This window comes from Nocardia inohanensis NBRC 100128, from assembly GCF_001612945.1.
In the GTDB taxonomy this organism is placed as follows: domain Bacteria; phylum Actinomycetota; class Actinomycetes; order Mycobacteriales; family Mycobacteriaceae; genus Nocardia; species Nocardia inohanensis.
Window position 1 is genome coordinate 336530 of the sequence record NZ_BDBK01000002.1, and the last position, 16734, is coordinate 353263.

A 16734-nucleotide genomic window follows, 5' to 3' on the forward strand; every position below is an offset into this window, starting at 1 on the left:
TTGGACCGGCTGGATTTCGGCAGCGACGGCAGTGCTGGCAGCGAAATCGCACCGGGCTCGGGGGCGCTCTTCCCGCTGTCGCCTGCGCAGCTCGGCATCTGGTACGCCCAGCACCTGGACCCCCAGGTGCCGATCAATATCGCCCAGTACGTGGAGCTGCGCGGGGAACTCGATATGGAGCTCCTCGAGCGGGCCATGGTCGACGGCTCGATCGAGTTCGGCTCGGGCTTCCTGCGCATAGTCGAGCGCGACGGCGAGCCCATGCAGGTGGTCGACACCTCGCTGGACCGCACCATCTACCACGTCGACGTCAGTGACGCCGAGGATCCGGCCGCCGCGGCCCAGGCGTGGATGCGCGCCGACTACTCCGCGCCGATCGACATCGTCAAGGATCGACTGATCAAGTCGGCCATGGTGAAGCTGGCCGACGGGCACTACTTCTGGTACGCCCGCATCCACCACATCGTGCTCGACGGTTTCGGCGCGATGACCTACATGCAGCGCGTGGCCGAGCTGTACACCGCCTACGTGCGCGGCGAAGAACCCAAGCCCGCCAAGCTGACCGAGCTGCGCACTCTGGTCGAGCAGGAATTCGCCTACCGCGACACCAGCCGTTTCACCGCGGCCAAGGAGTACTGGGCCGAGCGGGTCGCCGGGCTCGAGGACGGCACCAGCCTGGCCGGGCGGTCCGCGCCCCCGGCCGCGCTCAACCGGATCGCCGCCGGCTACCTGAGCAGCGATCAGAACTCGCTGCTGGATGATGCGGTGGCGAAGCATGATTCGTCGCCCGCCGGTCTGCTGCTCGCCGGTTTCGCCGCCTACCTGGCGCAGTGGACCGGCTCCGAGGACGTCATCCTGTCGCTGCCGGTGACCGCGCGCACCACCGCGGCCATGAAGCGGGCGGGCGGCGCGACCTCGAACATCGTGCCGCTGCGCCTGCGCGTCGGCTACGACACCACGGTGCGCGAGCTGCTCGAGTCCGTCGCCGTCGAGGTGTCGGGCGCGCTGCGCCATCAGCGCTACCGGCACGAGGACATTCGCCGCGACAGCGCCGGCGACGGTGTGGTGACCCGGGAGTTCTTCGGTCCCTGGGTCAACATCATGCTGTTCCACAACGAGGTCGTGCTCGGCGATCTCACCGGCGAGTACAGCGTGCTCTCCACCGGTTCCATCGAGGACCTGGGCGTCAACTTCTACCAGTCGGTCAAGGGCACCCGGAATCACATCGATTTCGAGACCAACCCGAACCTGTACACCGAAACCGAGGCGCAGCAGCATCATTCGCGCTTCCTGGAGTTCTTCGATCGCTTCCTGGCGGCGGGGGATCAGCAGCGGGTGTGGGGTCTGCCCATCACCACGGACGCCGAGCGCACCCGAACGGTGCTGGAGTGGAACGAATCCGGGCACGATGTGCCGGTCACGACGCTGCCGGCGTTGCTGGACAAGCAGATTCCGCTCACCCCGGACAACATCGCCGTCGAGTTCGAGGGCGAGCAGCTGACCTACGCCGAGTTCGGTGCGAAGGTCAACCGCTTGGCCCGCTACCTCATCGCCGATGGCGTGGGCCCGGAATCGCTTGTGGCGCTGGGTATGCGCCGTTCGCTGGATCTGGTCGTGGGTATGCACGCGGTGCTGCGCGCCGGTGGCGCGTACGTGCCGATCGACCCGGACCATCCGGCCGATCGCACCGCCTACATCCTCGAGTCCGCGGCACCGGTCTGTGTACTGACCACCACGCGTGACGGCCTGGAGCTGCCGGAGTCGGTGCGGCGCTTGGAGATCGACGTCCTGGACGTGACCGGCTACTCCTCGGAGCCGGTGACCGACGGCGACCGCATCGCCCCGCTGCGCCCGGACAACACCGCCTACGTCATCTACACCTCGGGTTCCACCGGCCGCCCCAAGGGCGTCGCGGTCACCCACCACGCCATCGTCAACCAGGAACTCTGGATGCTCGACGAGTATCCGATGACCGCCGACGACGTATATCTCCAGAAGACCGCGACCACCTTCGACGTGTCGCTCTGGGGTTACTTCATGCCGCTGCTGGTCGGCGCGAAGCTGCTGGTCGCGACCCCCGACGGGCACCGCGACCCGCTGTATGTCGCCGACATGATCGAACGGCACGGCGTCACCGTCACCGACTTCGTGCCGTCCATGCTGACGGTCTTCGTCGCGCACGCCACGCGGGCCCAATGTGCCTCGCTGAAGTACGTTTTCGTGATCGGCGAGGCACTGCCGCCGGAGACCGGCGCGAGCTTCCGTCAGCTCACCGACGCCGGGCTGCACAACCTCTACGGTCCGACCGAGGCCGCGGTCTCGGTGACCTACTGGGAGAACACCGCGGCCGACACCACCACGGTGCCGATCGGTGTGCCCGAGTGGAATGTCGAAGTCTTCGTACTGGATTCGCGCCTGCGCCCGGCCGCCATCGGTGCCTCGGGTGAGCTCTACCTCGGCGGCCGTCAGCTGGCGCGCGGCTACAAGGGCCGCCCGGACCTGACCTCGGATCGTTTCGTCGCCAACCCGTTCGGGACGCACGGCGAACGCATGTACCGCACCGGTGACCTGGTGCGCTGGAACACCGTCGCGGGCGACGAATCAGGCACCGTCGGCGCGCTGGAGTACATCGGCCGTACCGACTTCCAGGTCAAGTTCCGCGGTCAGCGCATCGAGCTGGGCGAGATCGAGACCGATCTGCTCGCCCATCCGGCCGTCAGCCAGGCCGTGGTGCTGGTGATGGACACCGCGACCGGCCAGCAGCTGGTCTCCTACGTGGTCCCGGTCCCCGGCCAGTCCGTCGACCCGGCCGAGCTGACCCGTTTCGTGGCCGAGAAGCTGCCGAGCTACATGGTCCCGGCGGCGATCATGGTGCTGGATGCCTTCCCGCTCAACACCTCCGGCAAGCTCGACCGCAAGGCGCTGCCGGATCCGGTGTTCAGCGTGGACGCCGCCGGCTACCGCGCGCCGCGCACCGCCGCCGAGGAGATCGTGGCGGGCGTCTTCGCCGACGTCCTCGGCCACGAACGCGTCGGCGTCGACGACAACTTCTTCGACCTCGGCGGCAACTCGCTGGTCGCCACCCAGGTGGTAGCCCGCATCTCGGCGGCGTTCAACACCCGCCTGGGTGTGCGCGCACTGTTCGAGACCCCCACCGTCGCCGGTCTCGCCGCGCGCGTGGAAGCCCTTGACGCCTCCGATGTTTCGCGTCCGCCGCTGGTCGCCCAGCCGCGCCCGGAGCGGGTGCCGCTGTCGCTGGCTCAGCAGCGCATGTGGTTCCTCAACCAGTTCGACCCCACCGTCCCCACCTACAACCTGCCGTTCGTGGTGCGCCTGCGCGGTCAGGTCGAGATGGACGCGCTACAGATCGCGCTGACCGATGTGGTGGCGCGGCAGGAATCGCTGCGCACCATCTTCCCCGAATCCGGGGACGGCGGTTTCCAGCGCGTACTGCCCATGTCGGAGGTCGATCTCGGCATCGACGTCGCGGATATCACCGCGGCCGAATTGCCTTCGGCGCTGGCGGCTTTCGCCTCGACCGGCTTCGACGTCTCCACCGAGCTGCCCATCCGGGTGCGGGTCTTCCGCGTCTCCGACGCCGACCTGCCCGCGGGCGAACTCGATCTCGCGGTCGCCTTCGTGGTGCATCACATCGCCGCGGACGGTTTCTCGTTCGGGCCGCTCTCGCGCGATATGACCGCCGCCTACCTGGCGCGCGTCGCCGGCACCGAGCCCGGCTGGGCGCCGCTGCCGGTGCAGTACCAGGACTTCAGCATCTGGCAGCGCGAGGTGCTCGGCTCGGAATCGGATGCCGATTCCATGGCCGCCCGCGAAATCGCCTACTGGAAGGGCGCGCTGGCGGGGCTGCCCGATCAGCTGGACCTGCCCGCCGATCGCCCGCGCCCGCCGGTGCAGTCCTTCCACGGCTCCCGCGTCACCTTCGACATCCCGGCCGAACTGCACGCCCGGCTCGCGGGTCTGGCTCGCGCCCAGGGTGTTTCGCTGTTCATGGTCATGCACTCCGCGCTCGCGGTGCTGCTGGCCCGGCTCTCGGGCACCAGCGATATCGCCATCGGCACCCCGGTCGCCGGTCGTGGTGAGCAGGCCCTGGACGACCTGATCGGCATGTTCGTCAACACCCTGGTGCTGCGCTCGGAAGTCGATGGGGCCGAACGCTTCACCGATTTCCTGGGCCGCACCCGGGAATCGGATCTGGCGGCCTTCGCCAACACCGATGTGCCGTTCGAGCGCCTGGTCGAGGTCATCAACCCGACCCGCTCGCAGGCCCGGCACCCGCTGTTCCAGGTCATGCTGTCGTTCCAGGAGATGTCGCACGGCTCCATGGAGCTGCCCGGTCTCACCGTCTCGGCCGACGAACTCGACGTCGATATCGCCAAGTTCGATCTCCAGTGGACGCTGACCGAGCACCGCGCGTTCAACGGCAGCCCCGACGGCTTGTCCGTGGTGCTGTCCTACGCCACAGATCTGTTCGACGCGCAGACCGTCACCGAATTCGGCAACCGGTACCTGCGGGTCCTGGAAACCGCCGTCGCCGCACCGGAAACCGTGGTGCGCGATATCGACATCCTGGGCGAGGGCGAACGCGCCACCGTCCTGGAGGCGTGGAACGGCACCGCTCGCGCGCTGCCCGCCGCCGCCACCGTGCTGGACCTGTTCGAGCAGCAGGTCCGGGTTCGTCCGCACGGCACCGCCCTGATCTTCGATCCGGGCGAGCGCAGCAGCGGAATCTTCGGCGCGGCAGCGGAACTCAGCTACGCCGAGTTCTCCGCCCGGGTGAATCGCCTGGCGCGCAAGCTGATCGACGAAGGCGTCGGCCCGGAGTCCTTGGTGGCGGTGGGTATTCGCCGCTCGGTGGACATGCTGGTCGCCATCTACGCCACCCTCACCGCGGGCGGCGGCTACGTGCCGGTCGACCCGGATCACCCGGCCGAGCGCACCGACTACGTGCTCGCCAGCGCCCGCCCGGTGGTGCTGCTGACCACCAGCGACGATGACGTGACCAGCCAGGACTGCCCGATGCTGTACCTGGACACCCTGGACCTAGAAGAGTTCGACGCCGCCCCGGTCACCGATGCCGATCGCCTCGCCCCGCTGCGGCCGGCCAACGCCGCCTACGTGCTCTACACCTCGGGCTCGACCGGCCGCCCCAAGGGCGTGGCCGTCTCGCACGCCTCGGTGCTCAACCAGATCGCCTGGATCACCGCCGAATACGGCATCGACGACACCGATGTGATCCTCCAGAAGACCCCCGTCACCTTCGACGTGTCGGTATGGGAGCTCTTCGGATCCCTGGCCGTGGGCGCGCAGCAGGTCATCGCCGCCCCGGACGGGCATCGCGATCCCATCTACCTGTCCGAGGTCATCGGCCGGCACCGGGTCACCATGACCTCCTTCGTGCCGTCCATGCTGAGCGTCTTCGCCTCCAGCGCCTCGGCCGCCGAATGCCTGTCCCTGCGTGCGGTGCTGGTCGCCGGTGAGGCGCTGCCGCCCGCCACCGTGACCGCCTTCCGCAAGTTCTCCACCGCGGCCGTGCACAACCTGTACGGCCCGACCGAGTTCACCGTGCACGCCACCTACGCGCCCATCGACGCGCCCGTGGTCACCTCGGTGCCCATCGGCCGCCCGGTGTGGAACGCGCAGACCTACGTGCTGGACGAGGGCCTGCGCCCGGTGCCCGCCGGCGTGCCCGGTGAGCTGTACCTGGGTGGCGCGCAGGTCGCGCGCGGCTACTACGGCCGCCCCGACCTGAGCGCGGAACGCTTCGTCGCCAACCCGTTCGGCGAGCCGGGCTCGCGCCTGTACCGCACCGGTGACCTGGTGCGCTGGAACCAGAACGATCCCGGCGTCATCGACTACATCGGCCGCACCGACTTCCAGGTGAAGTTCCGCGGACAGCGCATCGAGCTCGGCGAGATCGAGACCGCGCTGCTCGACCATCCGACGGTCAACCAGGCCGTCGTGCTGGTCATCGACACCGTGGCCGGTGACCAGCTGGTCGCCTACCTGGTGCCGAAGGGCCCGATCGACCTGGACAGCGTGAAGACGCTGCTGCATCGCACGCTGCCCGCGTACATGGTGCCCGGCGCGTTCGTGGTGCTGGATGCCTTCCCGCTCAACGCCTCCGGCAAACTCGATCGCAAGGCGCTGCCCGCGCCGCGCTTCGAGGTGCGCGAATTCCGTGCTCCCACAACGCCGATCGAAGAGATCGTCGCCCAGATCTTCGGCGAGGTGCTCGGCATCGCGCGGGTCGGCGTCGACGACGACTTCTTCGAACTGGGCGGCAACTCGCTGATCGCCACCCAGGTCGCCACCCGCCTCGGCACCGCGCTGAACACCCGTGTCCCCGTGCGCATGCTGTTCGAGGCCGCCACCGTGGCCGCGCTCGCGGCCCGCGTGGAATCGCACGCCGGTGACGGTGCGCGCAAGGCCCTCGTCGCTCGCGAGCGGCCCGAGGAGATCCCGCTTTCCCTCGCGCAGCAGCGCATGTGGTTCCTCAACCGCTTCGACACCGCCTCCGCGGTCAACAACATCCCGGTCGCCATCCGCCTCTCGGGTGAACTGGATGTGGCCGCGCTCCAGGTCGCCGTCATCGACGTGATCGATCGGCACGAATCGCTGCGCACCGTGTTCCCCGAACGCGCGCACGGCCCCGTGCAGCAGGTGGAGAGCGCGGCGCAGATCGTGCCGGACCTCACCCCGGTCCCGGTCACCGAGTCCAACCTTCTCGATCACCTGATCGAGCTGGCCTCGATGGCCTTCGACGTGACGCGTGAAGTGCCTTTGCACGCCCGGCTTTTCGAGGTCTCCGAGACCGAGTACGTACTCGGCATGGTGGTGCACCACATCTCCGCCGACGGCTGGTCCATGGGCCCGCTGGCCCGCGACGTCATGGTCGCCTACGCGGCGCGCACCTCGTGGGAGGCCCCGGCGTGGGCCGAACTGCCGGTGCAGTACGCGGATTACGCGCTGTGGCAGCGCGAGGTGCTCGGCTCCGAGGACGATCCGGAATCGCTGATCTCCAAGCAGATTCGCTACTGGGCCGACGAACTCGCCGACCTGCCCGACGAATTGGTGCTCCCCGCCGACCGGCAGCGGCCCGCCGTGGCCAGCTACCGCGGCGGCACCTACCCGTTCGCCATCTCCGCCGAAACCCAGCAGGCGCTGATGGACCTGGGCCGCCGGCACAATGCCTCGCTGTTCATGGTGCTGCACTCGGCGCTGGCCGTACTGCTGGCGCGGCTCTCCGGCACCAGCGATATCGCCATCGGCACCCCGGTGCACGGTCGCGGTGAGGCCGCGCTGGACGACCTGATCGGCATGTTCGTCAACACCCTGGTGCTGCGCACCGAGGTGGAGGCGGAGAAGACCTTCGCCGATATCCTCGCCGAGACCCGCGACACCGACCTGCACGCCTTCGCGCACGCGGATGTGCCGTTCGAGCGGCTGGTCGAGGTGCTCAACCCGGCGCGCTCGCAGGCCCGCCACCCGCTGTTCCAGGTCATGCTGACCTTCCAGAACACCCGGCAGGCCAGCCTGGAACTGCCCGGGCTGTCGGTCAACGGCATCGAATACGATGCCCAGCTGGCCAAGTTCGATCTCCAGCTGACCTTGCAGGAGACCCTGGACGCGCGCGGTGAGAACGCGGGCATGTCCGCCGAGTTCTCCTATGCGCTCGACCTTTTCGACGAGGACACCATCGCGGCGTTCGCGCGCCGGCTGGACCTGATCCTGGCGGCCGTGGTGGCCGACCCGCAGGTGCCGCTCGGCGATATCGACCTGCTGGTCGACGGTGAGCGCGAGCAGGTGCTCACCGGCTGGAACGACACCGCGTTCGAACTGGGTTCGGTACTGCCGCAGGGCATTACGCCGGAGACCGCGAACCTGGTCTCGTTGTTCGAGGCACAGGCGCTGACCAGCCCCGATGCGCCTGCCGTCGAATTCGAGGGGACAGCTCTGCCCTACGCCGAGTTCGCGGCCCGGGTGCACCGCTTGGCCCGCAAGCTCATCGCCCAGGGCGTCGGCGCGGAATCGCTTGTCGCGCTGGCCATCCGCCGCTCCACCGATCTCGTGGTCGCCATGTACGCGGTGCTGGAGGCCGGTGGCGCGTACGTGCCGCTGGACCCGGATCAGCCGATGGAGCGCATCGACTACGTCCTGGATACCGCGCGCCCGGTCGCCATCCTGACCACCGGCCGCGACGACTTCGTCACCGGGCGGAATGTGCCGGTGCTCGAGGTCGACAGCCTCGCGCTCGACGGCTACTCGGCCGCACCGATCACCGATGCGGAACGCGGACAGGCGATCTCGCCCGACCACACCGCGTACGTCATCTTCACCTCCGGTTCGACCGGCCGCCCCAAGGGGGTGGCCGTCGAGCACCGGGCGATCGTCAACCGCCTGCTGTGGATGCAGCACGAATACCCGATCGGCTCCGAAGACGCCGTCCTGCAAAAGACGCCGGCCACCTTCGACGTGTCGGTGTGGGAGTTCTTCTGGCCCTTGCAGACCGGGGCGCGCCTGGTGGTCGCCAAGCCGGACGGGCACCGGGATCCGGTGTACCTGGCGCAGGTGATCGCCGAAACCGGCATCACCACCGCGCATTTCGTGCCCTCGATGCTGTCGGTCTTCGTCGCCACGCTCGGCAGCGAGAACGGCGATTCGACCGCGCCCGCGCCGCGCCTGCGGCAGGTCTTCGCCTCCGGTGAGGCGCTGCCCGCGCCGACCGCGCAGAAGCTGCGTGAGCTGACCGGGGCGCGCCTGCACAACCTGTACGGCCCGACCGAGGCGGCCGTCGACGTCACGTACCACGAGGTGGTCGACGCCGACACCGTGTTCGTGCCGATCGGCCGGCCGGTGTGGAACACCCAGACCTTCGTGCTCGACGCGCGCCTCAACCCGGTCGCGCCGGGTATCGCGGGTGAGCTCTACCTCGCGGGCGATCAGCTGGCGCGTGGTTACCTGGGCCGCCCCGACCTGTCGGCGGATCGCTTCGTGGCGAACCCGTTCGGCGCGGCCGGTGCGCGCATGTACCGCACCGGTGACCTCGTCACCTGGACCGCCGATGGTGAGCTGAATTACCTGGGCCGCACCGACTTCCAGGTCAAGCTGCGTGGTCTGCGCATCGAACTCGGTGAGATCGAGGCCGCGCTGCTGGCCCAGCCGAGCGTGGCGCAGTCGGTCGTGGTCGTGCGCGCCGATGCCCACGCCGGTGATCAGCTGGTCGGCTACGTGGTCCGCGAGCCCGAGGCCGTGGTGGACGTCGACGGGGTGAAGGCCGCGCTGAGCAGCTCGCTGCCCGCCTACATGGTCCCGGCCGCGATCGTGGTCCTGGACGCCTTCCCGGTGAACGCCTCCGGCAAGCTGGACCGCAAGGCGCTGCCCGCGCCGGTCTTCGAGGCCAAGCGTTTCCGGGCGCCGTCCACTCCCATCGAGGAGATCACCGCGCAGATCTTCGCCGACCTGCTCGGCGTCGAACGCGTCGGCGTGGACGACGACTTCTTCGAACTGGGCGGCAACTCGCTCGTCGCCACCCAGGTCGTGGCGCGCCTCTCGGCGGCATTGAACGCCGAGATCGGCGTGCGGGCCCTGTTCGAGGCCCCGACCGTCGCGGCCCTCGCAGCCCGGGTCGAGTCGCACGCGGGAACCGGTGTGCGCCAGGCGCTTACCGTGCAATCGCGCCCCGAGTACCCGCCGCTGTCGCTCGCGCAGCAGCGCATGTGGTTCCTGAACCGCTTCGACACCGATTCGGCCGCCAACAACATCCCGGCCGCCGTAAGGCTCACCGGCGCATTGGATCTCGACGCCATGCGCGGCGCGATCGCCGATGTGATCGCCCGCCACGAATCGCTGCGCACGGTCTACCCGTCGCACGAGGGCGTCGCGTTCCAGAAGGTGCTGCCCACCGCGCGCGCCATCCCGCGGCTGGATGTCGCCGATGTGACCGAGGGTGAGCTGTACGCCGCCGTCTACGCCTTCGCCGGCGCGGGCTTCGACGTCACCGCCGAACCGCCGATCCGCCTGCGCGCCTTCCGATTGGCCGCCGACGATCACGTGCTGGTGCTGGTCGCCCATCACATCGCCGCCGACGGTTTCTCGATGAACCCGCTGGTGCGCGACCTGATGACCGCCTACATCGCGCGCAGCAACGGCGAGGCCCCGGGCTGGCCGGAGCTACCGGTGCAGTACGCGGACTACGCGCTGTGGCAGCGCGAAACCCTCGGCTCCGAAGAAGACCCGCGCTCGCTCGTCGCCGAGCAGCTGGACTACTGGCGCGACACCCTGGGCGGGCTGCCCGACGAGCTGCGGCTGTCGGTCAAGTCGCGTCCGGCGGTGGCCACCTACAACGCCGGGACGCACCGCTTCCAGGTGCCGGGCGAGCTGATCGCCGGATTGAACCGGGTCGCGCAGACCCACGGCACCACGCTGTTCATGGTGGTGCACGGCGCTTTCGCCGCCTTGCTGGCGCGTTTGAGCAACAGCGACGACATCGCCGTCGGCATCCCGGTCGCGGGCCGTGGTGAGCAGGCCCTCGACGACCTGGTCGGCATGTTCGTCAACACCCTGGTGCTGCGGTCGCCGGTCGACACCGGTGCGAGCTTCACCGAACTGCTGAACACCGTGCGCGAGCGCGATCTTCAGGCTTTCGCGCACGCGGACGTGCCGTTCGAGCGCCTGGTCGAGGTGCTGAACCCGGCGCGCTCGCAGGCCCGCCACCCGCTGTTCCAGGTCATGCTGTCGTTCCAGAACCTGGGCCGCACCGCGCTGGAACTGCCGGGCCTGAGCATCGCCGAGCTGGGCATCGATCAGCAGACGGCCAAGTTCGACCTCCAGCTCACGCTGAGCGAGGTCATCGACGGTGACTCGACGATGGAAGCCGAACTCGTCTACGCCACCGACCTTTTCGACACCGAGTTCGCGAATGTGTTCGCGCGCCGCTTCATTCGTGTCCTGACCGCCGTCGCCGAGAACCCGGCCCAGCTGGTCGGCGAGGTCGAGCTGCTGGAGGACGCCGAACGCAACCGGGTGCTGCGCGCCTGGAACGACACCGCGTTCGACCTCGACGCCGCGCTGCCGGTCGTCACCGAAGGCGCTGCCGCGACTCTGGTTTCGCTGTTCGAAGCCCAGGTCGCGCTGACTCCCGCGGCGACCGCGGTCAGCTTCGAGGGGACAAGTCTGTCCTACGCCGAGTTCGCGGCCCGGGTGCACAAGCTCGCGCGGCACCTCGTGGCCGAGGGCGTGGGCCCCGATTCCTTCGTGGCGCTGGGCATGCGCCGCTCGCTGGACCTGCTCGTCGGCATGTACGCCGTCGTGGCGGCCGGTGGCGCGTACGTGCCGCTGGACCCGGACCACCCGATCGAGCGCAACGCCTACGTACTCGAGACCGCACAGCCGGTGGTCGTACTCACCACCGCGCGCGACGATTTCGAGCTCGCCGGTCCCTCGTCATCCCGGCATACTCTTGGCCGGGATCTCACTTCGGATTCGGGAGATTCCGGCCAAAAGCACGCCGGAATGACGGATGCGGGTGCCGGTGTCGACGAGGGCGCGGGCGGTGTCCTGCTAATCGATGAGCTGGATCTGTCCGAGTACTCCGACGCGCCGCTCACCGATGCCGACCGCCGAGCCCCGCTGCGGCCCGAGAACGCCGCGTACGTGATCTTCACGTCCGGTTCCACCGGTCGCCCGAAGGGTGTGGCCGTCTCACACGTCGCCATCGTCAACCGCCTGGTGTGGATGCACGCGCAGTACGGGCTGGCCGCCGACGATGTGGTGTTGCAGAAGACGCCCGCCACCTTCGACGTGTCGGTGTGGGAGTTCTTCTGGCCGTTGCAGGTTGGCGCGACCTTGGTTGTCGCCAAGCCGGACGGGCATCGCGATCCGGCGTACCTGGCCGAGCTGATCGTGCGCGAGGGCGTGACGGTCACCCACTTCGTGCCGTCCATGCTCGCGGTGTTCGTGGCCGAGCCCGCCGCCGCCAATTGCGTGAGCCTGCGCAATGTCTTCGCCTCCGGTGAGGGCCTGCCCGCACCGGTCGCGCAGAAGCTGCGGCAGCTGACCGGTGCGCGCCTGCACAACCTGTACGGCCCGACCGAAGCCGCCGTCGACGTCACCTATCACGAGGTCGTCGACGCCGACATCACGACGGTGCCGATCGGTGCGCCGGTCTTCAATACCCAGGTGTACGTGCTGGATTCGCGGCTGCGGCCGGTTCCGGTGGGTGTCGCGGGTGAGCTCTATCTCGCGGGCGATCAGCTCGCCACCGGTTATGTCGCCCGCCCGGATCTGACCGCGGATCGCTTCGTGGCCAACCCGTTCGGCGCCGGGGCGCGCATGTACCGCACCGGTGACCTCGTGGTCTGGACCCCGGCCGGGGAGCTGGAGTACCTGGGCCGCACCGACTTCCAGGTCAAGCTGCGCGGTCTGCGCATCGAACTGGGCGAGATCGAGTCGGCGCTGTCCGCGCTGCCCGCCGTCGCGCAGTCGGTGGTCGTGGTCCGTCACGACGAGCGCACCGGTGATCAGCTGGTCGCCTACCTGGTCGCCGCCGACGGGCATATCGACGTCGACGCCGTGAAGGACGCACTGGCCGACCAGCTTCCGGCCTACATGGTCCCGGCCGCGTTCATGGTGCTGGAGGCCTTCCCGCTCAATGCCTCCGGCAAGCTGGACCGCAAGGCGCTACCCGCTCCGACCTTCGCCGCCAAGGTGTACCGCGCGCCGGTCACCCCGGTGCAGCAGACCGTCGCGGGCACCATCGCCGATGTGCTGGGTTTGGATCAGGTCGGCCTGGACGACGATTTCTTCGAGCTCGGCGGCAACTCGCTGATCGCCACCCAGGTGATCGCGCGCCTGTCCGCCGCGCTCGACGCCGATATCCCGCTGCGCACGCTCTTCGAAGCCACCACGGTCTCCGCCCTGGCCGCGCACCTGGATTCGCGGGTCGGCACCGGCCAGCGCACCCCGCTGACCGCGCAGGAACGCCCGGCCGCGGTGACGCTGCCGTCCGGTGAGACCGCCGCCCTGGTGCCGCTGTCCCCGGCGCAGCAGCGCATGTGGTTCCTGAACCGCTTCGACAACCGCACCGCCGTCAATAACATCCCGGTGGCGCTGAAGCTCACCGGCACAGTCGATCTCGACGCCTTCCACGCCGCGCTCGGCGATGTGCTGGCCCGGCACGAGGCGCTGCGCACCGTCTACCCCGAGGTCGAGGGCGACGGCTTCCAGCGGGTGCTGCCGCTGTCCGAGGTCAGCTTCGAGGTCGGCACCGAATCGGTGGCGATCGACGAACTGCCCACGCGCATCACGCAACTCGCGTCCGTGTACTTCGACGTCACCCGCGAACTCCCGTTCCGCGCCACCGTGCTGCGGGTCGACGACGACGCCGCGCCCGCCACCCACGTGGTGGTGCTGGTGCTGCACCACATCAGCGCCGACGGTTTCTCGCTGCGCCCGCTGCTGCGGGATGTGGTGGCCGCCTACCTGGATCGCGCCCGCGGCGAGGTCCCGGCCTGGGAGCCGCTGCCGGTCCAGTACGCCGACTACGCGCTGTGGCAGCGCGAGATCCTCGGCGCGGAAACCGATTCCGAATCCCTGGCCGCCCAGCAGATCGCCTACTGGGGTGAGCAGCTGCGCGACCTGCCCGAGCAGATCGAGCTGCCCGCCGACCGCCCGCGCCCCGAGATCGCCACCAATGCCGGTGGGACGTACGACTTCTCGATCGACGCCGAGCTGCATCGCGCGCTGACCGCGGTCGCCCGCGAACACGACGTCACCCTGTTCATGCTGGTCCACGCCGCCTTGGCGACCTGGGCCGCGCGCCTGTCCCGCGCCACCGATATCGCCATCGGCACCCCGATCGCGGGCCGTGGCGAACGCGCGCTCGACGACGTGGTCGGCATGTTCGTCAATACCCTGGTGCTGCGCAACGAGGTTCGCGCCGACACCGCCTTCCGCGACCTGCTCGCCCAGGTCCGCCGTACCGACCTGGCGGCCTTCGCCCACGCCGACGTCCCGTTCGAGCGCCTGGTCGATGTCCTCAGCCCGGTCCGCTCGCAGGCCCACCACCCGCTCTTCCAGGTGGCGCTGACCTTCGAGGCCGCCGCGGCCAAGGACGCCGGCGCGGTCTCGCTGCCCGGCTTGGAGCTCGAGGTCGTCGAATTCGATCCCGGCACCGCCAAGTTCGACGTCCAGCTCACCGTCAGCGAGCGCGCCGACGGCTCGCTGGGCCTGTCCTGGAACTACGCCACCGACCTCTTCGACCCCGAATCGGTCATCGCCTTCGCCGAGCGCCTGGTTCGCATCCTGCGCACCGTCGCCGACGATCCGGCCGCCCTCATCGGCGATATCGACCTGCTGAGCGAGGGCGAGCGTCACAACGTCGCCGAGAACTGGGTCTCGGCGGGTGACGATATCGTCGCCCTCGCCGAATCGGCCCGCGCCACCATCGCGGCCGCGCGCGCCGAGCTGGCCGAGCTCACCGATGCCGCCGGAATCACCGGCGCGGCCTTCGAACCCGGGCAGTCCGGAAGCGGTGACCATGGCGGCCTCGCCGCCGTCGCCGACCTCGCCGATGCGGACGCCGCGGCCGATACCGCCGGCGATCTGGGCGATGCGGCCGCACTGGCCGCCGCCGCCGAGGACCTGGCCACCGCGGCGGCGGAGCTGGAGTCCGCCATCGCGAGCATCGTGCTCGGTGGCGGTTCCGGGCTGAGCGCCGCGGCGGCGGGCACGCTGTCCACGCCGTTCGTGGATTCGAACGCCACGCTGGCGAGCCTGTTCGACGCCGCCGTGGCCGCGAATCCGGAGCGGATCGCGGCGCGCTTCGGCGAAGAGGAGCTGACCTACGCCGATCTGGATCGGCGCGCGAATGTGCTGGCGCGCAGGCTGATCGCCGATGGAGCCGGGCCGGAATCGCTGGTCGCGGTGCTGCTGCCGCGTTCGCTGGATCTGGTGGTCGGCCTGCTCGCGGTCATCAAGACCGGTGCGGGTTACGTGCCGATCGACCCGACCTATCCGGCGGATCGCATCGCCTACGTGCTGTCGGATTCCCGGCCGACCAGCGTGATCATCGATACCACCGCGCAGGTGGAGCTGCCCGCCGAGCTGCCGACGCTGCTCATCGACGGGTTCGCCATGGAAGCCGGCGATATCGAGGACGCCGACGACTCGCCGATCACCGATGCCGACCGCCGCAGCCCGCTGCACCCGGATCATGTCGCCTACGTCATCTACACCTCCGGCTCCACCGGCCGTCCCAAGGGCGTGGCCGTGGCGCACCGGAATGTGGTGCGGCTGATGGCGAACACCGATCGCGAGTTCGGGTTCGGTCCGGACGATGTGTGGACGCTGTTCCACTCCTACGCGTTCGACTTCTCGGTGTGGGAACTGTGGGGCCCGCTGCTCTACGGCGGCACCCTCGTGGTCGTCGACTACTACGTATCACGCTCGCCCGAGCAGTTCCTGGAATTGCTGCGCCGCGAACGGGTTACGGTGCTCAACCAGACGCCGTCGGCGTTCTACCAGCTGGCCGAGGCCGAGCGGATCGCCGGTGCGGCCGGGGCCGAACAGCCGCTGGCGCTGCGCTACGTGATCTTCGGCGGTGAGGCCCTGGAGCTGCGCCGCCTGTCGGATTGGGTGGCCCGCCACGGCGACTCGACCCCGCACCTGGTCAACATGTACGGCATCACCGAGACCACCGTGCACGTGTCGGTACGCTTCCTCGATGCCGAAACCATCGCCGCCGCAACGGGTTCCGTGGTCGGCCGGGCCATCGCGGGGCTGAAGGTCTATGTCCTCGACGATCGCCTGCACCCGGTGCCGGTCGGCGTGGCCGGTGAAATGTATGTCGCCGGTGCGCAATTGGCGCGCGGCTACCTGGGCCGCCCCGATCTGTCGGCCGCTCGCTTCGTCGCGAGCCCGTTCGGCGAGCCGGGCACGCGCCTGTACCGCTCGGGTGACGTGGCCCGCTGGAACCGCTTCGGTGAGCTCGAATACCTGGGCCGCGCCGACGATCAGGTCAAGGTGCGTGGCTTCCGTATCGAGCTCGGCGAGATCGAGGCCGCCGTGCTGGCGCAGCCGGGCGTCGCCCAGGCCGCCGTCATCGTGCGCGAGGACCAGCCGGGCGATCAGCGCATCGTGGCCTACGTGGTGCCGGAGTCCGCGGCCGCCGCGTCGGACGAATGGCAGCTGGCGGTGCGCGACGGGGCGGGTGAACGCCTGCCGTCGTACATGGTCCCGGCCGCCGTCGTGGTGCTGGACGGCATTCCGCTGACCGTCAACGGCAAGCTGGATCGCCGTGCCCTGCCCGCTCCGGCGGTGCAGGCCAGGGCCTTCCGTGCGCCGGAGACCCCGATCCAGGAGACCGTGGCCGGCGTCTTCGCCGATGTGCTCGGCCTGGACCGGGTCGGCCTGGACGACGACTTCTTCGACCTGGGCGGCAACTCGCTCATCGCGACCCGCGTGGTGTCGCGCATCGGTGCGGCCCTGGACACCAATGTCGCGGTCCGCACGCTGTTCGAGGCCACCACGGTGGAGGCCCTCGCGGCCCGCATCGAATCGCATGCCGACGGCGCGTCCCGCGCCAAGCTGGTGCCGCGCCCGCGGCAGGCGGGCGAGCTGGTGCCGCTGTCGTTCGCGCAGCAGCGCATGTGGTTCCTGAACCAGTACGACACCTCCTCAGCGGCCTACAACCTGCCGATGGCGATCCGCCTCACC

Annotated in this window: 1 protein-coding gene (running past one end of the window); it reads left to right on the forward strand. The window is 69.5% G+C overall.

What is annotated here, in order from left to right:
• On the forward strand, positions 1-16734 hold the beginning of the coding sequence (locus tag NI1_RS07985; RefSeq protein ID WP_067816266.1) for a non-ribosomal peptide synthetase. The gene runs 27852 nt beyond the window's last position; 16734 of the gene's 44586 nt are visible here — the first part of the coding sequence; its start codon is at positions 1-3; its stop codon lies beyond the right edge, outside the window.